This window comes from Nocardia sp. NPDC058058, assembly GCF_042885355.1.
In the GTDB taxonomy this organism is placed as follows: domain Bacteria; phylum Actinomycetota; class Actinomycetes; order Mycobacteriales; family Mycobacteriaceae; genus Nocardia.
Genome location: NZ_JBHVSA010000007.1, coordinates 75196 through 95869, shown reverse-complemented (window position 1 = coordinate 95869; position 20674 = coordinate 75196). Strand labels below are relative to the sequence as shown.

The 20674-nt window shown below is 67.6% G+C and carries 21 protein-coding genes and 2 pseudogenes; 15 read left to right on the top strand and 8 right to left on the bottom strand.

Going from position 1 to position 20674, the window contains the following annotated elements; translation table 11 throughout:
• Positions 1 to 9 precede the first annotated feature (9 nt).
• From ACFVUS_RS42970 to ACFVUS_RS42945, 6 genes and pseudogenes are all read right to left on the bottom strand, one after another.
• Entirely contained in the window at positions 10 to 360 is a 351-nt protein-coding gene (locus tag ACFVUS_RS42970; protein WP_364649167.1) for a hypothetical protein, read from the bottom strand.
• A 254-nt stretch (positions 361 to 614) separates the two neighbouring features.
• Entirely contained in the window at positions 615 to 1076 is a 462-nt protein-coding gene (locus ACFVUS_RS42965; protein ID WP_387781029.1) for a hypothetical protein, read from the bottom strand.
• Positions 1077 to 1099: 23 nt separating this feature from the next.
• Positions 1100 to 1561, bottom strand: a complete 462-nt coding sequence (locus ACFVUS_RS42960; RefSeq protein ID WP_387781026.1) for a hypothetical protein — start codon at positions 1559 to 1561, stop codon at positions 1100 to 1102.
• A 147-nt stretch (positions 1562 to 1708) separates the two neighbouring features.
• Positions 1709 to 2254 carry a hypothetical protein gene (locus ACFVUS_RS42955; protein ID WP_387781023.1) on the bottom strand — a complete coding sequence of 182 codons (546 nt, stop codon included), beginning with the start codon at positions 2252 to 2254 and terminating at the stop codon, positions 1709 to 1711.
• A 62-nt stretch (positions 2255 to 2316) separates the two neighbouring features.
• Positions 2317 to 3066: a hypothetical protein gene (locus tag ACFVUS_RS42950; RefSeq protein ID WP_387781020.1), complete on the bottom strand. Its 750-nt coding sequence runs from the start codon at positions 3064 to 3066 to the stop codon at positions 2317 to 2319.
• Between the two features lie 249 nt (positions 3067 to 3315).
• Positions 3316 to 4107, bottom strand: a pseudogene (locus ACFVUS_RS42945) (hypothetical protein); the annotation flags it as partial.
• Positions 4108 to 4226: 119 nt separating this feature from the next.
• On the opposite strand from ACFVUS_RS42945, the gene ACFVUS_RS42940 reads away from it, so the two are divergent.
• The 9 genes and pseudogenes from ACFVUS_RS42940 to ACFVUS_RS42900 all read left to right on the top strand — a co-directional run bounded on the left by ACFVUS_RS42940 (position 4227) and on the right by ACFVUS_RS42900 (position 13019).
• Complete coding sequence (locus ACFVUS_RS42940) at positions 4227 to 5219, top strand: Ppx/GppA phosphatase family protein (RefSeq protein WP_364649148.1); 993 nt, start codon at positions 4227 to 4229, stop codon at positions 5217 to 5219.
• Between the two features lie 1697 nt (positions 5220 to 6916).
• Positions 6917 to 7171: pseudogene (locus tag ACFVUS_RS42935) on the top strand (hypothetical protein); the annotation flags it as partial.
• Between the two features lie 71 nt (positions 7172 to 7242).
• On the top strand, positions 7243 to 8130 hold the full coding sequence (locus ACFVUS_RS42930; protein WP_387781387.1) for a sugar phosphate isomerase/epimerase family protein: 888 nt from the start codon (positions 7243 to 7245) through the stop codon (positions 8128 to 8130).
• An 86-nt stretch (positions 8131 to 8216) separates the two neighbouring features.
• Positions 8217 to 9113: a thioesterase family protein gene (locus ACFVUS_RS42925; RefSeq protein WP_387781017.1), complete on the top strand. Its 897-nt coding sequence runs from the start codon at positions 8217 to 8219 to the stop codon at positions 9111 to 9113.
• Between the two features lie 73 nt (positions 9114 to 9186).
• Positions 9187 to 10008, top strand: coding sequence for a pyrroline-5-carboxylate reductase (gene proC / locus ACFVUS_RS42920; RefSeq protein ID WP_387781014.1), 822 nt, complete (start codon positions 9187 to 9189; stop codon positions 10006 to 10008).
• 178 nt (positions 10009 to 10186) lie between these two features.
• The gene (locus ACFVUS_RS42915; RefSeq protein WP_375964263.1) at positions 10187 to 10435 is read left to right on the top strand and encodes a helix-turn-helix domain-containing protein; all 249 of its coding nucleotides are present in this window, start codon (positions 10187 to 10189) and stop codon (positions 10433 to 10435) included.
• Between the two features lie 224 nt (positions 10436 to 10659).
• Positions 10660 to 10761, top strand: a complete 102-nt coding sequence (locus ACFVUS_RS42910; RefSeq protein ID WP_003402602.1) for a 30S ribosomal protein bS22 — start codon at positions 10660 to 10662, stop codon at positions 10759 to 10761.
• Positions 10762 to 10977: 216 nt separating this feature from the next.
• Positions 10978 to 12009: an NAD-dependent epimerase/dehydratase family protein gene (locus ACFVUS_RS42905; RefSeq protein ID WP_387781385.1), complete on the top strand. Its 1032-nt coding sequence runs from the start codon at positions 10978 to 10980 to the stop codon at positions 12007 to 12009.
• Positions 12006 to 13019: a lysophospholipid acyltransferase family protein gene (locus ACFVUS_RS42900; protein ID WP_387781011.1), complete on the top strand. Its 1014-nt coding sequence runs from the start codon at positions 12006 to 12008 to the stop codon at positions 13017 to 13019. The genes ACFVUS_RS42905 and ACFVUS_RS42900 overlap by 4 nt, the downstream gene beginning before the upstream one ends.
• A gap of 89 nt (positions 13020 to 13108) precedes the next feature.
• On the opposite strand, the gene ACFVUS_RS42895 is transcribed toward ACFVUS_RS42900, so the two are convergent.
• Positions 13109 to 14146 carry an HAD family hydrolase gene (locus ACFVUS_RS42895; protein WP_375964267.1) on the bottom strand — a complete coding sequence of 346 codons (1038 nt, stop codon included), beginning with the start codon at positions 14144 to 14146 and terminating at the stop codon, positions 13109 to 13111.
• Between the two features lie 98 nt (positions 14147 to 14244).
• Here ACFVUS_RS42895 and ACFVUS_RS42890 point away from each other — a divergent pair, with 98 nt between their 5' ends.
• The 6 genes from ACFVUS_RS42890 to ACFVUS_RS42865 all read left to right on the top strand — a co-directional run bounded on the left by ACFVUS_RS42890 (position 14245) and on the right by ACFVUS_RS42865 (position 20092).
• Complete coding sequence (locus ACFVUS_RS42890) at positions 14245 to 14505, top strand: glutaredoxin family protein (RefSeq protein WP_387781008.1); 261 nt, start codon at positions 14245 to 14247, stop codon at positions 14503 to 14505.
• A gap of 341 nt (positions 14506 to 14846) precedes the next feature.
• Entirely contained in the window at positions 14847 to 15614 is a 768-nt protein-coding gene (locus ACFVUS_RS42885; RefSeq protein ID WP_387781005.1) for a redox-sensing transcriptional repressor Rex, read from the top strand.
• Entirely contained in the window at positions 15611 to 16999 is a 1389-nt protein-coding gene (locus tag ACFVUS_RS42880) for a glutamyl-tRNA reductase (RefSeq protein WP_387781002.1), read from the top strand. The genes ACFVUS_RS42885 and ACFVUS_RS42880 overlap by 4 nt, the downstream gene beginning before the upstream one ends.
• On the top strand, positions 16996 to 18069 hold the full coding sequence (gene hemC, locus ACFVUS_RS42875) for a hydroxymethylbilane synthase (protein ID WP_387780999.1): 1074 nt from the start codon (positions 16996 to 16998) through the stop codon (positions 18067 to 18069). Before ACFVUS_RS42880 ends, hemC begins: the two co-directional genes overlap by 4 nt.
• Positions 18066 to 19628, top strand: coding sequence for a bifunctional uroporphyrinogen-III C-methyltransferase/uroporphyrinogen-III synthase (locus ACFVUS_RS42870; RefSeq protein WP_364642936.1), 1563 nt, complete (start codon positions 18066 to 18068; stop codon positions 19626 to 19628). Before hemC ends, ACFVUS_RS42870 begins: the two co-directional genes overlap by 4 nt.
• Positions 19629 to 19837: 209 nt before the next feature.
• Positions 19838 to 20092: a hypothetical protein gene (locus tag ACFVUS_RS42865; protein WP_387780995.1), complete on the top strand. Its 255-nt coding sequence runs from the start codon at positions 19838 to 19840 to the stop codon at positions 20090 to 20092.
• 130 nt (positions 20093 to 20222) lie between these two features.
• Here ACFVUS_RS42865 and ACFVUS_RS42860 read toward each other — a convergent pair whose 3' ends face one another.
• Positions 20223 to 20528, bottom strand: coding sequence for a hypothetical protein (locus tag ACFVUS_RS42860; protein WP_387780992.1), 306 nt, complete (start codon positions 20526 to 20528; stop codon positions 20223 to 20225).
• Positions 20529 to 20674 lie beyond the last annotated feature (146 nt).

Here is a 20674-nt window from a genome sequence, read left to right as displayed (position 1 = left end):
TTGTGCTGCTTAGGCAGCCGGGTCGGACTGCATCGTGTAGACCCAGCCCGGGCCGAGGCCTGGGATGTCCTGCTGGGCGAGGTTGATCCAGCCCAGGTCGTCCTGCTGCTTGCAGTCGTAGTACGCCACGTCCTGGCCGTTGCCGCGGCAGGCGATGGTCCGGGTGGTGCCGTAGGGGCTGACGATGATCAGCTTGCCGCTGTCCTTGGCGCTGAGCACGTTCAGGTCGTTGTACGGCACGAAGTTGGCGGTGACATCCGAGAACTTGGCGGGATCGGTGTTATCGGCACCGGCGTGCGGCGCGAGGGTGAGAACAACACCGGCGGCCAGCGCGGCGACGGTGAGCGATTTCTTGATCATGGGCAGGATGTCTAACACGTTTCGGTGAATCAGCAGTAGCGAGCCGATGTCGCGCGCACTTCCGTCACCTCACTTCCCGAGGTCACGGCGCAGGTAGAACTCCGAAACACCTTTCCGCGCAGCCTGATTCGAATGTCGGCCGCCGCCCGGGCCGGTTCACCCGCTGTACACCTGTCGCGATTGCCACAGCTGTAACGCGGTTCAGCGGACGCCGCCCCGCGAACGCCCGCTGTAACCGCCGTCACTTCCGGGGCCTAGCTGCCCGCGCTGCCGGTCAATCCGCCGAGCAGGCCGCCGAGGCCCTTGCTCGCGCTGCCGGAGCTGCCGCCGGGGGTGCTCGGGTTGCCGCCGCCGGGGGTGCCCGGGTTGGCCGGGTCGGTGACGTTCACGGCGATGGTCTTGGTGCTGCCGCCCTGGGAGGCGGTGAGCAGATGCTGTCCGGGGGTGGTGGGCTTCCAGGTGATGCTGGAGAAGCCGACCGGCCACGGCACCTTGGGGCCGCTCAGGTCATTGCCGTTGTCGGTCCAGTAGACGAGCAGGCCGATGCCCGCGCCGCTGAGGTTCGCGGTGAGCGTGTATTCGGTGTTGATGGTGTGCGGATCGCTGCCGGACACGGTGATCGCGTCCACGGTCGCGCTCGCCTGCGGTGCGGCCAGTACGACGATCGCGGCCGCGGTGGCGATACCGGCGACGCTGCTGCCGAGTCGCCGGGACATGCTGTTCATGCTGGTGGTTCCGTTCACTTGCCGTTGCCGGTGGTGCCGCTGCTGCCGCTGCCGAGCGGTCCGGCGGGTCCGAAACCGCTGCCGGAGCTGGAGCTGCCCGAGCCTATCGGCTTATCGGCCACCGTGACGGTCGTGGATTGGGTGCTGCCGCCCTGTTCGACGGTGATGATGTGCTGGCCCTTGGTGGACGGCTTCCAGGTGATGCTGGAGTGCCCGACCGGCCACGGCACCTTGGGGCTGCCGATGAATTGGCCGTTATCGCTGAAGTACACGAGCAGGCCGATGGACGCGCCGCTGAGGGTCGCCGAGATGGTGTATTCGGTGTCGACCTGGAAGTTGGAGCCTTCGACGGTGACGGTGTCGACCGCCGCGCAGGCCGTTGGCGCCGCGATGACGGCCGCCGCGGCGATGGCGGCGAAGCCGGTGATGCCCGCGCCCGCTCGGCGGGCGGTGATCCTCGGTGGTGCGATGCGCATGTGTGTCTCCTTCCGGTGAGTGAAATGTATCTATTTCGCAATACTCGAGCAAGCGTCCGCTTGGTTTCGGTGGGCGTGCCGAAGCCCGGAGATTCCGGTCACGCCCACCTCTACCCGGCCCGCACTGCCCGCGCGCCGCGTCTGGAACTAGGAGCTGCCGAGCAATCCGCCGAGCAGCTTGCCCGCGCTGCCGGAGCCGAGGCTGCCGGTACCGCTACCGCTGCTACCGCCACCCGGGGTGGTGGTCGCCGGGGGAGTGGTGGTCGGCGGCGTTGTGGGCGGCGTAGTCGGCGGCGTGGTCGGGGGAGTGGTCGGCGGGGTGGTGGTCGACCCGCTCGACACGTTCACCACGACCGACTTCGTGCTGCCGCCCTGCGAGGCCGTCAGGATGTGCTGACCCGGCGTGGTCGGCGTCCAGTCGATGGAGGCGTGCCCGACCGGCCACGGCACCTTCGCGCCGCTGAAGTCATTGCCGTTATCGCTCCAGTACACGAGCAGGCCGATGCTCGCACCGCTCAGATCGGCGTTGAGCGTGTAGGTGTTGCCCACCCGGAAGTCCGATCCGGCGATGCTGACCGTGTCGACGGTGGCCTGGGCGGTCGGGGACATCGCGACGACGACGGCCGCGCCCGCGGCCACGGTCAGCCCGGCGATGCCCGCGCCGAGCGTGCGGCGAGAGGTGTTGTTGCGCATGGTTTCTCCTGTGCATACCTGGGGATAGATCTGCGCCCCAGGGGATTTCGAAAGGCTCGGTGTCAGAGACCGAACGGGAGCAGGCCGTTCGAGCTGCCGGTGCCGCCGCCATTGGGCTTGGTGGTGGTCGTCGGCGGAGCCGTGGTCGTCACCGGAGGTTCGGTGGTCGGCGGCGTCGTCGTCGGCGGGACCGTGGTGGTGGTCGGGGGGACCGTGGTGGTCGGCGGCTCGGTGGTGGGCGGCACCGTGGTGGGCGGTGTCGTCGTGGTCGGCGGGGCCGTGGTCGTCACCGGCGGTTCCGTGGTGGGCGGCACCGTGGTCGTGGGCGGGACCGTCGTGGTGGGCGGTTCGGTCGTCGGCGGCACGGTGGTCGTGGGCGGGACCGTGGTCGGGGGGACCGTGGTGGTCGGCGGCACGGTGGTGGTCGGCGGGGTGGACCCATCCGTCACGGTTACCGAGAGCGATTTGGTGCTGCTGCCCTGTGATGCCGTGATCACGTGCTGCCCAACGGTTTTCGGCGTCCAGTCCAGGCTGGCGTGCCCCACCGGCCACGGCACCTTGCCGGCCGGGGTGAGGTTGGCGCCGTTATCGCTCCAGTAGACGAGCAGGCCGATGGACGCGCCGCCGAGGTCGGCGTTGAGGGTGTAGGTGTTGCCGACCTTCAACTCCAGGCTGGACACGCTGATCGAGTTGACCGCGGCGTTGGCCGACGGGGCGTCGGGCGCCGCGAGGACCGCGATGACGCCCGTGGCGACGGCGAGTCCGGCCAGGCCCGCGCCGAGGACGCGCCGGTTGGGCGGGGTGTTGCTCATGTGCTTCTCCTGTGCTGCGACCCACAGGATGTGGGTCCGTCGCACAGTAGGTGAGCAGTGAAGTGAAAATAGGTACTTTCAGAAAGTTACCCGTGAGTTCTGTTAACCCCGTTTAGTGGCCGTGGCCTTCTTCGACCCGGTCGCGGGCTTGCTCGCGGCCGTCCCCGCGCCGACCGTTTTATCCGCCTTCGCAGCGGCCTCGCGCACGCTTTTCCCCGCCTTGTCGGCGATGGCGGCCTCGTCCGCGGCCTTTTGCTCGGCGATAACCGTGGCCGGATGGACCGCCACGATCCCCAAGCCCTGCCGTCGCCGGCAGTGCTGCGCCAACTCGTCGTAGGCGGGCTGGCCCAGCAATTCGATCAACTCCGGCGCGTACGCCTGCCACACCGGCCGGGTGCCGACATGCGCGTCCGGCGATCCGGTGCAGTACCAATTCAGATCCAGACCGCCCGGACCCCAGCCGCGCCGGTCGTATTCGCCGATGACCGTGCGCAGGATTTCCACCCCGTCCGGCCGGTCCACCCAGTCCTGGGTGCGGCGAATCGGCAGCTGCCAGCACACCTCGGGCTTGACCGTGAGCGGCTCCAGGCCCTCGCGCAGCGCCATGGTGTGCAGCGCGCAGCCGATGCCCTTGTCGAACCCGGGGCGGTTGAGGAAGATGCACGCGCCGTCCACCCGCCGGGTGCGCAGCGCGGGCTCGTCGTCGAGGTCGTCCTCTTCCAGATACAGCTTCTTGCGGACCTTGCCCTTGTCGTCCTGGGCCATCGGCATCAGCTGCCAATCCTCGAGTGTGAGCATTTTCACAGCCCGGGCCAGCTTCTTGCCATCCTCCTCATCGGAGAGGAACGCGCCGTGCGAACAGCAGCCGTCATCCTCGCGTCCGGCGATGATGCCCTGGCATGCCGGAGTGCCGAAAACGCACGTCCAGCGCGACAACAGCCAGGTCATATCGGCCGCGATCAAATGCTCGTCATTAGCTGGGTCGACGAACTCGATCCACTCACGCGGGAAGTCGAGCTCTACTTCGGGAGCCGGGTCGATCTTCGCCGCTGGTCGCAGCCCGGTCGGGCCACTCGCGGATGCACCTGCCGTCACACCGCGGAACGCTAACAGCTCAGTCGCCTGGCCTGAAGTCGTGACGCACCCAGTACCGTGTTCTTGTGCGGCTAGGTGTACTCGATGTGGGAAGTAATACCGTCCACCTGCTGGTGGTGGACGCGCATCGCGGTGGCCACCCGATGCCTATGAGCTCTACGAAGGCCACGTTGCGGCTATCGGAGAGCCTGGACGACCAGGGTCGGATCACGCCCGCGGGAGCCGCCAGGCTCACCGCGACAGTGGCCGAATTCTCAAGTATCGCAAAGACTTCCGGGTGTGCGGAGTTGATGGCGTTCGCCACATCCGCGGTCCGCGAGGCGGCGAATTCGGAAGAGGTACTGGCCCGGGTGCGCTCGGAGACCGGGGTCAATCTCCAGGTCTTGACGGGATCCGAGGAGGCCGCCCATACCTTCCTGGCGGTGCGCCGCTGGTACGGCTGGAGCGCCGGGCGGATCCTCAATCTGGATATCGGCGGCGGCTCGCTCGAAATGAGCAATGGCGCGGATGAGCAACCCGATGTCGCTCTCTCGTTGCAGCTGGGCGCGGGGCGACTCACCCGGGATTGGCTGCGGCACGATCCGCCGGGCAAGCGCCGGGTGGCGGTGCTGCGCGATTGGCTCGACGCCGAGCTGGTGCTGCCGTCCAAGCAGCTGCTCGAGGTCGGTCGCCCGGATCTGGCGGTGGGTACGTCCAAAACGTTCCGTTCGCTGGCCCGATTGACCGGTGCGGCCCCCTCTGCCGCGGGTCCGCGGGTGCGGCGTACCCTCACGAGTTCCGGCCTGCGGCAACTGATTGCGTTCATATCGAGAATGACAGCCGCGGACCGGGCAGAATTGGAAGGCGTGAGTTCCGATCGGTCACAGCAATTGGTGGCCGGCGCGCTGGTCGCGGAGGCGAGTATGCGGGCATTGTCACTGGATACGCTGGAAATCTGTCCCTGGGCACTGCGTGAGGGATTGATCCTGCGAAAACTTGATACCGACCTGGGTAGCGAACCGATAACTGGCGGACCGAACGGTGGCCAGCCGGGCACGATCGAAACGGTGTCTCGATGACCGAGGATATAAGTCAACTGTCCGTAGCCGAGCTCTTGGCGCGCAACGGGCAGGGCGCGGCGCCCAATGCGGGCGGCGGGCGCAGACGTCGGAGTGGGCGCGGCATTTCGGTCGCGGATCTGACCGGCGATATGCCTGTGGTGCGGAATGGTTCTTCCTCGCACGCGGCATCGGATGAAGGGGACGAAGCGCCGGAGAGCGCGGCCCCCGCGCCTCAACCTAATTCGGGCGAATCGGACTATTCAAACTATTCGAATTATTCTGACTACTCGAACTTTCCGGAGTACTCGGACTTTTCCTACAGTTCGCCCACCCCGCAGGCCGACTTCCCGGACTACTCCGGGTACACCGCCCCGGCCGATCCCGAGCCCGCCTACTCCCCGCTCTCCGGGCCCATCTCGTACTACGACCCGCTGGCCGCCCCCGAATCCCCCTCACTACCCGAGCCGTCCGGCTACCAATGGTCGGGCGGCTCCGACCTTTCCAACGGCCACGCCGCCCCGGAGCAGCCCCGCTCGGGCCGTCGCCGCAAGCCCGACCCGCTCGACGCCGACGTATCGCTGGCCGAGCTCGAAGATCCGTCCGCCGCCGCACCGCGCCAGGAAGGCGGCCGACGCCGCCGCTTCGATCCCGAGGACGACACCACCGACGAGGTGCGCCCCTTCCGCGGTGGTCGCTCCGACGGCGCCCCCGCCGGGAACGACAGCGCCATGGGCGCACTCGACAGCGCGGGCCGGGCCCGCCAATTCGACGCCCGGTCGCCCGAACCACGCACCCCGGGCTTCGATCCCGCGGCCGCGTCGCTCGCGCCCCCGCCGACGCAGGCCGCCCCCGCCGCCCCGCCGCTGTCCCGCTCCGCCCGCAGGCATGCCGAGGCGCAGCGCGCGGCCGAGGCCGAACGCCAGAGCGCCCCGCCCGCCCGTCCCGAGCCGCAGCAGTGGCAGCAGCCGGAACCGCAGCAGTGGCAGCAGGATCCGCGCCGGCAGCCGGAGCCGTGGCAGAACGGCGCGCGCCGCCCGGAGGCCGACTGGCAGCAGGACCCGCAGCGGCAGCCGCAGCCCTGGCAGGAGCCGGAGCAGTGGCACGAGGACGAACCGGCCGCCCCGCCCCGGGATGATCGCCGCAATGGCCGTGCCGGTCAGGACGCGGGCCGCAACGGTCGCGGCGGCCGCGACGCGGGTCGTGCCGCGGCGGAATCCGGCCGCGGTTCGCTGCCCGCGTGGTCCGCGCGAAGACGTGGGGACAACGCGCCCGCCGCGCAGCCCGATCCGCGCGATCAGGCTGCCATCCCGACCACGGCCTGGACCTCCCCGGATCAGGATCAGCAGCTGGTCTCCGGCGGCACGGTTGCCGGTGATCTGCTGCACAATGCCCTCGAGCGAGAAGATCAACGCGCGGAACAGGATTCGCGACGCGGCGGCAAACGTCGCGCCGCCGGTTCGCGCCGTCGCGGTCACCATGACGATCATCCGGATCCGGACGATCATCTGACCGACGTCTACTCCCCGCTCGACGAGGACGATGACGACTACGACGACGATGACGATTACGACGACGAGCCCCGGACCTCGGTGGCCGAGCGTTTCTCGGCGCTCACCTCGAAGTTCACCGCGCGCGCCGGATCGCTCACCGCCGGAAGGAAATCCGCGCCCTCCCGGGCGGCCGGACAGCGGCTCTCCACCGAGGACGAGAACCGTCGCCAATGGCTGGTGCTCGGCGGACAGAGTGTGGGCGCGGCGGTCGCGGGCATGTTGCTGTTCAAGGGTTTCGAGCGCATGTGGGAAATGCTCCCGTGGGTTGCCCTGGCCCTGGCGATGATCGTGATCCTCGGTTTGGTCGCGCTCGTGCGTGTGCTGCGGCGCACCGATGACATTTTCAGCACTGTGATTGCCGTCGTCGTAGGCGTCTTTGTGACGCTGGGACCGCTAGCCTTTCTACTCAGTACGAACTGAGCAGGGAGCGGGCAGTGGGGCATAACGCGCAGGGGGCGAACGACAATCGAGCGGGGCGAAGGGAAGTCCGGATCGGACTTTCCAGCGCCTCGGTCTATCCGGAGAACACCGAGGCGGCCTTCCGGTACGCGGCCGAACTCGGTTACGACGGTGTGGAATTGATGGTGTGGGCGGAACCGGCCAGCCAGAGCATCTCCACCGTCCAATCGTTCTCGCACAAATACGACATTCCGGTGCTGGCGGTACACGCGCCGTGTCTGCTGATCTCGCAACGGGTCTGGGGGTCGGACCCGATCGCGAAGCTCACCCGCAGCGTGCACACCGCCGAGGCGCTGGGCGCGGCCACCGTGGTGGTGCATCCGCCGTTCCGCTGGCAGCGCCGCTACGCCGACGGTTTCGCCGCCCAGGTGGCCGAGCTGGAGAACTCCAGTCCGGTCGCGGTCGCGGTGGAGAACATGTTCCCGATGCGGGTGGACACCCTGTTCGGGCGCGGCGACACCTCGATCAAGCGGCTGGAGCGCCGCGGCGGTCCGGGCCCGTCCATCACCACCTTCAGCCCGTCCTACGACCCGACCGATACGGGTTACCGGCACTACACCCTGGACAGTTCGCATACGGCGACCGCCGGGATGGATGCGCTGGTGCTGGCCGAGCGCATGGGCCGCGGCCTGACCCACCTGCACCTGGCCGACGGCCGCGGCGCGGCCACCGATGAGCACCTGATCCCGGGGGAGGGCACCCAGCCGGTGGCCGAACTCTGTGAACTGGTGCTGGCCAACGGTTTCGAGGGTCAGGCGGTGATCGAGGTCAATACCCAGATGGCCCGCACCACCATGGATCGCGCGGCTATGTTGAACCGCGCGCTGGTCTTCGCGCGTAGGCATCTGAACGGCGTCACGCCCGCCCCGGAACCCACGCTCGCGCCTCGGCCCGAGCCCAGCGGCGTCAGTCGCGGCTGATCGCCAGTGATTCCCGCCACGGGACGGTGAGTTAGCCGGTAAGTCGCTTGTACGCTGTACAAACCGACTGTGGAGAGGACTAGCGGATGACAACGGAGTTGACCGTCGATCTGGAACCGGCGACCCGCGCCGACGCGCCGTTCAGCCGCGTCTGCACGGTGACCGAGTTGCCCTCGGACGATCCGGGTATCGGCCGCTACGCCGGTGTCATCGAATCGATCTGGACCATCGGCAAGAAGCTGCACGGCGGCACCATGGTCGCGGGCAGCGCCGCGGCCGCCACCGAATGGCTGCGCCGCACCGCCCCCGAACGCGCCGAGATGTTCCCCATCGCCGCGAGCTCCGATTTCCTCGGCGCTCCCGATCCGGGCGAGGTCGAATATGAGGTCCGCACCCGCAAGATCGGCCGCCAGATCTGCCTCATCGACGCGAGCCTGATCCAGAATGGCCGCACCCTCGTGCACACTGCCTTCACCTTCAGTCACCTCGACGATGACGCGGCCCCGGTCTACTCCGCCGACCACGCGCAGGGCATGCCCGCCGAACCCGGCGACTCGGCGCTGAGCTACGACGACGAGAACCCGATGGGCAAGCTTGTCCATGTGGCGCAAGGCTCTTCGGTCGCGATCGACACCGAATGGGCGCGCTTCCTTTCCGGTGAAACCTCGGAACCTCGTCTGCGCCTGTGGATTCGCCCCTTGGAGGGCGATGAGCGGGATCCGGATGTCGCCGCCTTCTTCGCCCTCATGGCCGCCGACATGTCCCCGCCGGTTCCGATGAACCTCGGCCATTTCGGCTGGGCCCCAACGGTTCAGCTCACCACCTACCTGCGCCGTCGTCCGGCGCCGGGCTGGTTGCGCGTCATCGCGAGCGCCCGCGAGGTCGGCGGCCGCATGTTCGACGAGGATCAACTCGTGATCGATTCCACCGGCGCGATCATCGCCCAAAGTCGCCAATTGGCCTTGATTCCGCAATCGCGATAGCGGAATTCATCCGCTGTAATTGCGCGAACCCGAGGTGTCGAATGCGATACCGCACGCACTAACCTTGGATTTCATGACAAGAGTTGCGGTGATCGGCGGAGGCCGGATCGGGGAGGCGCTGCTGGCCGGGCTCCTCGAATCCGGGCGGGCGAGCAAGGATCTGGTGGTGGTCGAGTCGTTCCCGGCGCGCGCGGAGTTGCTGGCGCAGCGTTTCGGGATTCGGGTTACCGATGTGGTGGCCGAGGCCGCCGTCGGCGCCGATCTGATCGTGATCGCCGTGAAGCCGCAGGATGTGGACGGCGTGGTCACCGAACTGGCCAAGGCCGAACTGGGTGAGTCGGTGACCGAGCCGGTGATCGTCTCGCTGGCCGCGGGCGTGCCGACCATCAAGTACGAGGCCAAACTGCCCGCCGGTTTCCCGGTGGTGCGGGTGATGGCGAATACCCCGATGCTGGTGGGCCAGGGCATGAGCGCCATCGCGCCGGGCCGCTACGCCCGCAAGGAGCAGCTGGCGCTGGTGACCGAGGTGCTGGAGTCGGTCGGCAAGGTGGTGACGGTCTCCGAGACGCAGATGGACGCGGTGACCGCGGTCTCGGGTTCGGGTCCGGCGTACTTCTTCCTGATCGTCGAGGCGATGATCGACGCCTCGGTGGGCCTGGGTCTGACCCGCGATGTGGCGACCCAGCTGGTGGTGCAGACCATGCTCGGCTCGGCCGCGCTGCTGGAGGAGTCCGAGCAGAGTGCGGTGGAGTTGCGCGCGGCCGTCACCTCGCCCGCGGGGACCACCGCCGCGGGTTTGCGGGAGTTGGAGCGGGGCGCGGTGCGTTCGGCCTTCCACGAGGCGCTCAATGCCGCGAAACGCCGTTCCGCCGAACTCGGCGCGAGTGCTGATTAGGCTTACTTCCCAGTAGCTCGTTTGCTGCCGGGCCCCGACTCGCCACAGCAAAGGCTGATTTCTCACACCCGTCGCAGCAATCCCACTGGTCCCGCTAAGCTTCAAGGAGCACGTGCGTGTCTGTTCCGCCGGTGGGGAAGCCGGCGGCGCGGACGTGCCGGAGGTCAGTGGCGCAATGATGTCTGGAAACAGCCAAGCGAGGTCCGCGAACACCCCAGTCAGCGCAGCCAGCGGAAACATTCTCGGCGGAGGAACGCAGTTCCTCACCGTCGCCGAGGTGGCGAGTCTGATGCGGGTATCGAAAATGACCGTGTACCGATTGGTGCACTCCGGAGAGCTGCCCGCGGTGCGGGTCGGCCGATCATTCCGGGTGCACGCGAAAGCGGTGCACGACTATCTGGAGACGTCCTACTTCGACGCGGGGTGAGTCCCCGGCCGAGGTGACGTGAGCGGAACGAGCGGGCGGTGCGGTCTCCGCACCCACCCGTTTCGTTCGCTCGTCGGTGGCCCGGTAACATGAACCGGCATCCTGTACGTGCCGGTGGTGCCGTCGGGTCCATGTCGGCCCGTTACGGGTAGGACTTGTACAGGGTTGAAAGTGTGCTCCCCGCGAAGGTGGGGGTGACCCGAGAGAACGCGAGGAACAACCCTATGGGTTCTGTGATCAAGAAGCGCCGTAAGCGCATGTCGAAGAAGAAGCACCGCAAGCTGCTTCGTCGTACGCGCGTGCAGCGCAGGAAACTCGGCAAGTAAGCGCTACGTCGTAGCTGGAGCCCGTCACCTCAGGTGGCGGGCTTCCGCTTTTTTTACGGTGACAGAACTCATCGTTAGATCCTGGTTAATACCCTTCGGAGAGCCCCGGTCGCGCGGTTACCCTGGGAGCGCGGGAAAACTAGAAATGGGGGCTTGCGAGTGGGATCCGGTGCGACAGGTGCGGGCACCCGGGACGGTTCGGCGCCCAAGATCGTAATGGTGACCGGCGCCAGCCGGTTCTTCGGCGGCAATGTGGTGGCCCGGCTGGCGGCCGACCCTGCCATCGAACGCATCATCGCGGTCGACGCCAAACAACCGAGCCGGGAGTTGCTGCGCCGCATGGGCCGGGCCGAATTCGTGCGCGCCGATATTCGAAATCCGTTGATACGCAAGGTGATCGACGGAAATCAGGTGGACACGGTGGTGCATCCCGCGGCACTGTCCCGCCCGCCGGCCGGTGGGGGCCGGGCGGCGATGAAGGATATGAATGTGCTGGGCGCCATGCAGTTGTTCGCGGTGTGCCGCAAGGCATCCAGCGTGCGGCGCGTGGTGGTGCGTTCCTCGTCCGCCGTTTACGGGTGCAGCGCAAAGGATCCGGTGAAATTCACCGAGGAAATGAGCGCGCGTACGCCACCGCGCGGTTGGTTCGCACGGGATATGGTCGAGGTGGAGGGATTCGTGCGCGGTTTGGCGCGGCGGCGTCCCGATATCTGCACCGCGATATTGCGTTTCCCGCCGATCGTGGGTCCGCAGTTGGCGAATCGCGGTGTGCAGTATTTCCGTTCGCCGGTGACGCCCACCATTCTGGGCCGGGATCCGCGCATGCAACTGCTGCACGAGGAGGACGCGATCGCCTCGCTCACCCATGCGGCGCTGGAGGCTCCGGGTGGCACCTTCAATGTCGCGGGTGACGGCGCGATGGCTTTGTCGCAGGCGATTCGCCGGGCGGGCCGTATCGAAATGCCGGTGCCGTACAGCATGTTTCGCACCATCGGCCGCACCCTGATGGGTCCGGTCATGCGGGAGTTCACCGCAGAACAAATCGACTATTTCCATTTCGGCTGTGGACTGGACACCACCAGGATGCGCAGCGAACTCGGTTTCGAACCGCGCTGGACAACGGTGCAGGCTTTCGACGACTTCATAGGGGGCGCAGCGTTGCGGCCCGTGATCGATCCTCGCTGGATCGACGCCGCAGAGAACAAACTTCTCGGCCTGCTCGGGGCCGGGACGGGAGCACACCAATGAGTGATGTAGCGAAGGTAATTCGACTTCACGACGTGGATATCGAGGCGCGGCATCGTCCGTCGCGCGTCTGGCCGGGGGAACCGGCCCTGAAACCGGTCACCTCATTGACCGATCGGCTCGCCGAAACCGAAGCGCGCCAGCCCAAATCATTGAGCGAGACGATTCGGGGGGCGGTGGCCGAGGGGGTCGGTCGCACCGCCGATTTCGCGCGCCGCCGTTTGACCGGTGATTACCAGGTCGACGAATTCGGTTTGGACGAACACCTTTTGGAGACGGTGATCCTGCCGCTGCTGCGTCCGCTGGCGGAGCTGTGGTTCCGGGTGGAAGTCAGCGGGATCGAGAATATTCCGGAGGCGGGCGGCGCGCTGATCGTCGCCAACCATGCCGGCACCTTCCCGATCGACGGCATGATGCTGCAGCTGGCGGTGCACGACAAGCATCCCAAGCAGCGCGCCCTGCGCCTGCTGGCCGCGGATCTGATCTTCGAATTGCCGCTGGTCGGCGGTATGGCGCGCAAGGCCGGGCATACCCTGGCCTGCCCCGCGGACGCCGAAAGGCTTTTGCGCGCGGGCGAAGTCGCGGGCGTTTTCCCCGAGGGCTACAAGGGCATCGGCAAGCCGTTCGGCGACCGGTACAAGTTGCAGCGTTTCGGCCGTGGCGGTTTCGTCGCGGCGGCGGTGCGCACCGGGGTGCCGATCATTCCGTGCTCGATCGTCGGCTCGGAGGAGATCTATCCGAAGATCGCCGATCTCAAGCCGCTCGCGCGCCTGCTCGGCATCCCGTATTTCCCTGTGACGCCGACGTTCCCGCATCTGGGTCCGCTGGGTGCGATTCCGTTCCCGTCGAAGTGGTACATCGAATTCGGTGAGCCGATTCCGACCAGCGAATACGAACCGTCCGATGCCGATGATCCGATGACCATGTTCGAGATCACCGATCAGGTGCGCGAAACCATTCAGGGCACGCTGTACAAGAATCTGACCAAGCGCCGTAATCCGTTCACCGGATAATCCAGCCCCGTCATCCCGGCACGTTTTTGGCCGGGATCCACACTGGCTCAGTGGATCCCGGCCAAAAGCACGCCGGGATGACGAAGGGGCTAGCTCGCCTTCGCTTCGCGTTTGCGGGAGATCACCGCTGCCGCCGCGCCGCCCGCCGCGCCGAGCGCGAGTGCGGTGGGCACGCCGACCTTCGCGGCCTTGCGCCCGGTGCGGAAATCGCGAATCTCCCAGCCGCGGTTCTTGGCGACCTCGCGGAGGTCCGCGTCCGGGTTGATCGCCACCGCGGTGCCGACCAGCGAGAGCATGGGTACGTCATTGTGGCTGTCCGAGTAGGCCGTACAGCGTTTGAGGTTGAGCCCCTCGCGGATCGCGAGCGTGCGCACCGCGTGCGCCTTGCCCAGGCCGTGCAGGATATCGCCGACCAGACGGCCGGTGAACACGCCGTCGTGGCTTTCGGCCACGGTGCCCAGCGCGCCGGTGAGCCCTAGTCGCTTGGCGATGACCTGCGCCAATTCCACCGGTGTCGCCGTCACCAGCCACACCTGCTGACCGGCGTCGAGGTGCATCTGGGCGAGCGCGCGGGTGCCGGGCCAGATCTTGTCGGCGATGATCTCGTCGTAGATCTCCTCGCCGAGCGCGGCGAGTTCGGCGGTGGGGCGACCGGCGATGAACTCCAGCGCGCGCTCCTTGCCGCTGCTCATATCGGCGCTGTTCTCTTTGCCGGTGACCCGGAATTTCACCTGTTTCCAGGCGATATCGACCAGGTCGGAGGTCTTGAAGTATTTGCGGGCGGCCAGTCCGCGGGCGAAGTGCACGATGGACGCGCCCTGCACCATGGTGTTGTCCACATCGAAGAACGCGGCCGCGGTCAGGTCGCGCGGGATCGCGGGACGCGGCTCGTCGTAGAGGGCCAACTCGGCGTCGTGCAGCGCGAGCGCGGCATCGGCGCTGGCCTCACCGGCCAGATTGGCGCGGACCTCTTCCTCGCTGGGACCGAATGGGCTGCGGGTGATTCTGGTGAACTGGTCCTGTAGACCCTGTCCCCAGCGGGCCGGGAATTCCCCGAATCGGCCCGCGATCAATCCCGACCGCGAGTCCTTCGAACCCGTTCCGGCCTCTTTCGATCGTTCCGGCACCAGTACCTCCGCCTGTTAGCGCGAACAAGTCCACAGTAACGCCCACCGGTGACCACAACGTAGACGGCGAACAACATGCCGGGTGTTGAATGTTCAGCATGAGCGTTTCCACGCATTCGGTGACCCTGTTGACCCGCAATGGCTGCGGTCTGTGCACGGTCGCGCTGGAGCAATTACGGCCCATCTGCGCCGATTTCGGTGTCGAGATCGCGCTGGTCGATGTGGACGAGGCCGCGGCCACCGATCCGGGCCTGCGCGCGGAATACGGCGATCGGCTGCCGGTGGTGCTGCTCAACGGCCGTGAGCACAGCTATTTCGACGTGGACGAGCCGCGCTTACGCGCTGATCTCGCGCGCTGAAACAGCGGGTCGTCCGGTTCGGTCCCCAACCGTCCCGACGCCACCCCGTAACCGGGTGTTCGAGTGTTCGATTCCCGGCGCGTTGCATGGCGGGTTCCCGTTTCGCGGGGTTGAATGATCCCGGGGCAGGAGGCCCCCCGCAAAGTGACTGAATTCACCGACTTTGTGCAGGGCTTCACAAGCGGTTACGGTGGTGGCACGCAACCCCGCCTTCAGCGGAAGCGACCCCGAACCCCTGACTCGACCTCGTCTGTTATGACCGCCCCGTTGACGGTCACCGGCGTCGGGTCGACAAAAGAACCCGGACACTCACCCCCGGCCGGACGAGGAGCGCAAGCGACGTGACAGAGCAGCATGAGACGCCACCGAGTGGTGTCTCCGGCAGGGCTCTGCAGAAGGACATCCCGCAGGCCACAGTGGCGCGTCTCGCCACTTATCTGCGGGTGCTCGCCGTACTCGCCGACGATGCTGTTGCCATCGTATCGAGTGAGGAACTGGCTGTCGCGGCGGGTGTCGGTTCCGCCAAATTGCGCAAGGATCTTTCCTTCCTCGGACCCAACGGCGTGCGCGGTGTCGGGTACGACGTGATCAAGCTGCGCGACCGCATCGAAGACGTGCTCGGGCTCTCCGAGGGCCATCGGGTGGTGCTGGTCGGCGCGGGTCATCTGGGCCGGGCGCTGGTCGGTTACGGCGGTTTCCGGCGGCGCGGTTTCGCCATGGTCGGACTGTTCGACAACGATCCCGCGGTGATCGGCACCCAGGTGTGCGGATTACCGGTGCGCGATGTGGCCGAATTGACCGGTGCGATGGCCGAACTGGAGCCGACCATCGCGGTCATCACCACCCCGGACGCGGCCGCGCAGGGCGTATGCGACCTGCTGGTCGCCGCCGGGGTGTTATGCATTCTGAGCTTTTCGCCCGTCGCATTGGACGCGCCGCCGCACGTAGAGGTGCGGCGGGTTGATCTCGCGGTGGAGATGCAGCTGCTCTCCTTCGAGCTGGCCCGCAATGCGGAGGCCGAGCGGGAGCCGATAGCCGCGGTGGGCGATTCGGTGGGCGTGATCTACACGCCGGAGGCAACCAGCAAGGGAGCGGTGGTCCAGCCATGAGTGTGCTTCTCGTCGGGATCTCACATCGCAGCGCGCCGGTGGCGGTGCTCGAGAAGATCGCGATCACCGAGCACGATCGACCCAAGCTGACCGAGTTGATGCTGGCCTCCAGCCACGTCTCCGAAGCCATGATCGTCTCCACCTGCAATCGCGTCGAGATCTACGCCGTGGTCGATGCCTTCCACCCCGCGCTCGGCGAGATCAGCGAATTGCTCACCAAGCATTCCGGGTTGCCATTGCCCGAACTCACCAAGCACGCCTACGTCCGCTACGCCGAGGCCGCCGCCGAACACCTGTTCGCGGTGGCCTCCGGACTGGATTCGATGGTCGTGGGCGAGCAGCAGGTGCTCAGCCAGATCCGCGCGGCGTACGCGGCCTCGGATTCGCAGCAGGCCGCCGGGCGCACCCTGCACGAGCTGGCGCAGCATTCGCTGCGGGTCGGCAAGCGGGTGCATTCGGAGACCGGGATCGATCGCGCGGGCGCGTCGGTGGTCTCGGTGGCGCTGGATCGGGCGCGCCTGGTGCTGGGCCCGCTGGAGGGTCGCACGGCACTGGTGCTGGGCGCGGGCGCGATGGGCGGGCTCGCCGTCGCGCAGCTGGCCCGGGCCGGGGTCGCGCGCATCATCGTGGTGAACCGGACGCTGGAACGTGCTGAGCGCCTTGCCAATACGGCCACCACCATGCACGGCGTCGCCGCCGAGGCAATGGATATGGACCGGCTCGTCGAGGCGATGGCGGCCGCCGAAGTGGTGGTCACCTGTACCGGCGCGGTGGGCACCGTGATGACCATCGCCGATGTGCACCTGGCGCTTTCGGCCCCGGGCGCGAGCGAGCAGCTGGTCATCTGCGATCTGGGCCTGCCGCGCGATGTGGACCACGCGGTCGCCGGATTGCCCGGTGTGACCGTCATCGATATCGAGACGCTGCAGCGCGATCCGTCCGCAGGCGCGGCCGCCGACGACACCGCCGCCGCGCGCGCGATCGTCGCCGCCGAACTCACCAAATACCTTGCCGGACAGCGCATGGCCGAGGTCACCCCGACCGTGGCCGCGCTGCGGCAGATGGCCGCCGATGTGGTCGAGGGCGAGCTATTGCGCCTGGATTCGCGACTACCCGGGCTCGACGCCGCACATCGCGAGGAAGTGGCGCGCACGGTGCGCCGCGTTGTCGACAAACTGCTGCACGCGCCGACGGTGCGGGTCAAGCAGCTGGCTTCCACACCCGGCGGCGACAGCTACGCCGAGGCGCTGCGGGAGCTGTTCGAACTCAAACCCGGTGCGGCGCAGGCGGTTGCGGCTCCGATGGAGATCGCCACCCCCGCCGGGGCGCTGGCCGATGATTTCACCGCCGCCCACTCGGGGGACGAACAGGGGCTGACCGCATGACCGGAGCGATGGTGCAGGACACACAGACAGGGCGGGAAGCCGTGCCGGACACATTGCGTGGAACCGTGGACGCGCCGTGGCGCATCGGTACCCGGGGCTCGCTGCTGGCCCTGACCCAGGCCGGGCATGTGCGCGACGCGCTGGTCGCGGCCGGGCAGCAGGCCGAACTGGTGATCGTCAAGACCGCCGGGGATCAGTCCTCCGCGCCGGTGCAGACCATCGGCGTCGGTGTCTTCACCGCCGCGCTGCGTGACGAATTGGCCTTGGGCACAGTCGATATCGCGGTGCACTCGTACAAGGATCTGCCGACCGCGCAGGATCCGCGCTTCGATATCGCGGCCATTCCGCCGCGCCAGGATCCGCGCGACGCCCTGGTGGCGCGCGACGGTCTGGTGCTGGGGGAGTTGCCCGCCGGTTCGAAGATCGGCACCTCCGCCCCGCGCCGCGCCTCGCAGCTGCTGGCACTGGGCCTCGGTGTCGAGATCGTGCCGCTGCGCGGCAATCTCGACACCAGAATCTCCAAAGTCTTCAATGGTGAACTCGATGCCGTCGTGGTGGCCCGGGCCGGGCTGGCCCGCATCAACCGGCTCGATGTCGTGACCGAATCGCTGGAGCCGGTGCAGATGCTGCCCGCTCCCGCGCAGGGCGCGCTCGCTGTCGAATGCCGCAGCGAGGACACCGAACTCGTGACCATCCTGTCCGCCCTCGACGATGCCGGCACCCGTGCCGCCATCACCGCGGAGCGGGCGCTGCTGGCCGAACTGGAGGCGGGTTGCACCGCCCCGATCGGCGCGCTGGCCGAGGTCGTCGAATCCCTCGACGATGACGGCCGGGTGGTGGATGAACTGTCGCTGCGCGGATGTGTGGCGGCGATCGATGGCTCGGACACCATCCGGGCCTCTGTGGTCGGCTCGCTCGCGGACGCCGCGGAACTGGGCCGTGCACTGGCGCGTGAGCTCTTGGAGCTGGGGGCGCGCGACCTGCTCAGTGACCCCGGGGACAGCACACCGGTGGCCGAGCAATCCGACGACAGCAGCAGCAATCCCAGCCCAATGGAGAACATTCGATGAGCCGAGCGACGAAGAAGCACCCGGGTCGGATCCTTTTCGTTGGATCCGGGCCCGGTGATCCTGCGCTGCTCACCGTGCGTGCCCGCGAGGTGCTCGCCCGGGCCGAGCTTGCATTCACCGATCCCGATGTCGACAAGGGCGTGCTCGCCCTGATCGGTATCGCGGGCGAGCCGGGCCCGGACGGGCAGCTGCCCGTCGATGTACGCCCGGCGCTCGGTGATGCCGCCGAGGTCGCCAAGACGCTGATCGCCGAGGCCCGCAATGGTTTCGACGTGGTGCGCCTGGTGTCCGGCGATCCGCTGACCACCGATTCGGTGATCCAGGAGGTCAACGCCGTCACCCGTTCGCACCTGATGTTCGAGGTGCTGCCGGGCCTGTCGGCCGGAACCACGGTGCCCGCGTACGCGGGCATCGAATTGGGCTCCAGCCACACCGAGGTCGATGTGCGCGGTGAGGTGGACTGGGCGGCCGTCGCGGCCGCACCCGGCCCGCTGGTGCTGCACGCCACCTCCGGACATCTGGCCGAGACCGCCAGTGCGCTGGTGGAACACGGTATGGCCCCGCAGACCCCGGTGGCGGTGACCGTGCGCGGCACCACCCGGCAGCAGCGCACCATCGACGCCACCCTGGCCACGCTGAACAACGCGGCCTCGGAAATGGTCGGCCCGCTCGTGGTCACCGTCGGCAAAGAGGTCGAGAAGCGCGCCAAGACCTCCTGGTGGGAGTCGCGGGCGCTGTACGGCTGGACCGTGCTCGTGCCGCGCACCAAGGAGCAGGCGGGCGAGATGAGCGAGAAGCTCGTCATGCACGGCGCGATCCCGATGGAGGTGCCGACCATCGCCGTCGAGCCGCCGCGCAGTCCGGCGCAGATGGAGCGCGCGGTCAAGGGCCTGGTCGACGGCCGCTACCAGTGGGTGGTCTTCACCTCCACCAACGCGGTGCGCGCGGTGTGGGAGAAGTTCGGCGAATTCGGTTTGGACGCACGGGCTTTCTCCGGTGTGAAGATCGCCTGCGTGGGCGAGGCCACCGCGGAGAAGGTGCGCTCGTTCGGCATCAACCCGGAGCTGATCCCCAGCGGGGAGCAGTCCTCCGAGGGCCTGCTGGCCGATTTCCCGCCCTACGACGATGTTTTCGACCCGGTGAACCGGGTGCTGCTGCCGCGCGCGGATATCGCCACCGAGACGCTCGCCGAGGGTCTGCGCGACCGCGGCTGGGAGATCGACGATGTCACCGCGTACCGCACCGTGCGCGCGTCTCCGCCGCCCGCGGAGACCCGCGAGATGATCAAGACCGGTGGTTTCGACGCGGTGCTATTCACCTCGTCCTCCACCGTCCGCAATCTGGTCGGTATCGCCGGTAAGCCGCACGCGCGCACCATCGTGGCGTGCATCGGCCCCAAGACCGCCGAGACGGCAATCGAATTCGGCCTGCGCGTGGATGTGCAGCCGGAGATCGCCCAGGTCGGTCCGCTGGTCGAGGCGCTCGCCGAGCATGCCGCGCACCTGCGCGCCGAGGGTCTGCTGCCGCCGCCGCGTAAGAAGAGCCGCCGCAGCCGCTAGCGAATTCGGCAGTAGCCGAAGCGTTCGCGGTCCGTGAACCGAGCCCCGCATCCACCGATGCGGGGCTCGGTCATTTCCGCGCGGCGTGTTCACGGGTCTGTTCGGGGGCCGTGGAATCCACTGCCCAAGAAAGTATCGGCATCTCACATTCGCGTCCTCCCGCTAACGTTCAGCATCGGGTTCGAAACAGACAAAAAGGATGCATTTTCGTGAAGCGAATGATTGTGAATACGGTTGCCGCGGTTGCGCTTTCGAGCGGCCTGCTGCTCGCCGGAACGAGCGCCGCCCTGGCCGCGCCGTCCGGCCTGCCGCTCGAGCCCGCACAGGTCGCCGACGGTCCGCTCTCCCCGTTCTTCGGCAGCGGTTCCGCCTCCGGTTCGGCCCTGCTGCTCAAATGCCTCACCAATGGATCTTCGGTGGCGCACGGCGGCGATCCGATGGGCTTCCCGGCCATCTGCGTCTGACGCGGGTAGCGCGGTTTTCGCAGCCGCGGACGGCCCCGGATCGCGAACCGCTGCCCGGTTCCGGTGATCCGGGTCCGACGGCCCCTCTCGTCATCGCGACGAGAGGGGCTGTTCGGTTCTTACCCCTCGATCAGCGCTGAGCCTGCATCATGCGGCGCACCATGCGGCAGGTCGCATCCGAAGGCCGGTGCACGCCAACGGTTTCCGCGGTTTCGCGGATCTTGTCGTTGGTGGCTATATCGGCGCTGAAGGCGCCGGAATCCAATAGCGCGATGGCCAGGCGCATGGCCTTGAGCCGCCGATTGTGCTGGATGTACCACGAGCGCGGCCGGCCCGCGGGCAGCGGCTGTTTGAACAGCGGCCGCCAGGTGTGATCGATCACGTCCCCCTTCTTGGGTACCGCTGCCTCATCGGACATGTTTGTCTTGCTGGACATGTTGGGTACGGCTGCAAGCACGACCAATCCTCCCGTCGCGATCAGAGCTCCCGGCGAAATCTCCCGCCGCGATCTCTTCGAACACATCTTCGATTCTACTCGCGACCACCGACAAAGTCTGCTGCTCACAATGGTTTCCGGGGCGT

Excerpts from the sequence above, each read along its gene's own strand:
- ACFVUS_RS42970 (WP_364649167.1), bottom strand. The coding sequence starts at position 360 with ATGATCAAGAAATCGCTCACCGTCGCCGCGCTGGCCGCCGGTGTTGTT.
- ACFVUS_RS42965 (WP_387781029.1), bottom strand. The coding sequence starts at position 1,076 with ATGTCCCGGCGACTCGGCAGCAGCGTCGCCGGTATCGCCACCGCGGCC.
- ACFVUS_RS42960 (WP_387781026.1), bottom strand. The coding sequence starts at position 1,561 with ATGCGCATCGCACCACCGAGGATCACCGCCCGCCGAGCGGGCGCGGGC.
- ACFVUS_RS42955 (WP_387781023.1), bottom strand. The coding sequence starts at position 2,254 with ATGCGCAACAACACCTCTCGCCGCACGCTCGGCGCGGGCATCGCCGGG.
- ACFVUS_RS42950 (WP_387781020.1), bottom strand. The coding sequence starts at position 3,066 with ATGAGCAACACCCCGCCCAACCGGCGCGTCCTCGGCGCGGGCCTGGCC.
- ACFVUS_RS42925 (WP_387781017.1), top strand. The coding sequence starts at position 8,217 with ATGACAACGGAGTTGACCGTCGATCTGGAACCGGCGACCCGCGCCGAC.
- proC (WP_387781014.1), top strand. The coding sequence starts at position 9,187 with ATGACAAGAGTTGCGGTGATCGGCGGAGGCCGGATCGGGGAGGCGCTG.
- ACFVUS_RS42915 (WP_375964263.1), top strand. The coding sequence starts at position 10,187 with ATGTCTGGAAACAGCCAAGCGAGGTCCGCGAACACCCCAGTCAGCGCA.
- ACFVUS_RS42910 (WP_003402602.1), top strand. The coding sequence starts at position 10,660 with ATGGGTTCTGTGATCAAGAAGCGCCGTAAGCGCATGTCGAAGAAGAAG.
- ACFVUS_RS42905 (WP_387781385.1), top strand. The coding sequence starts at position 10,978 with ATGGTGACCGGCGCCAGCCGGTTCTTCGGCGGCAATGTGGTGGCCCGG.
- ACFVUS_RS42900 (WP_387781011.1), top strand. The coding sequence starts at position 12,006 with ATGAGTGATGTAGCGAAGGTAATTCGACTTCACGACGTGGATATCGAG.
- ACFVUS_RS42890 (WP_387781008.1), top strand. The coding sequence starts at position 14,245 with ATGAGCGTTTCCACGCATTCGGTGACCCTGTTGACCCGCAATGGCTGC.
- ACFVUS_RS42880 (WP_387781002.1), top strand. The coding sequence starts at position 15,611 with ATGAGTGTGCTTCTCGTCGGGATCTCACATCGCAGCGCGCCGGTGGCG.
- hemC (WP_387780999.1), top strand. The coding sequence starts at position 16,996 with ATGACCGGAGCGATGGTGCAGGACACACAGACAGGGCGGGAAGCCGTG.
- ACFVUS_RS42870 (WP_364642936.1), top strand. The coding sequence starts at position 18,066 with ATGAGCCGAGCGACGAAGAAGCACCCGGGTCGGATCCTTTTCGTTGGA.
- ACFVUS_RS42860 (WP_387780992.1), bottom strand. The coding sequence starts at position 20,528 with ATGTCCAGCAAGACAAACATGTCCGATGAGGCAGCGGTACCCAAGAAG.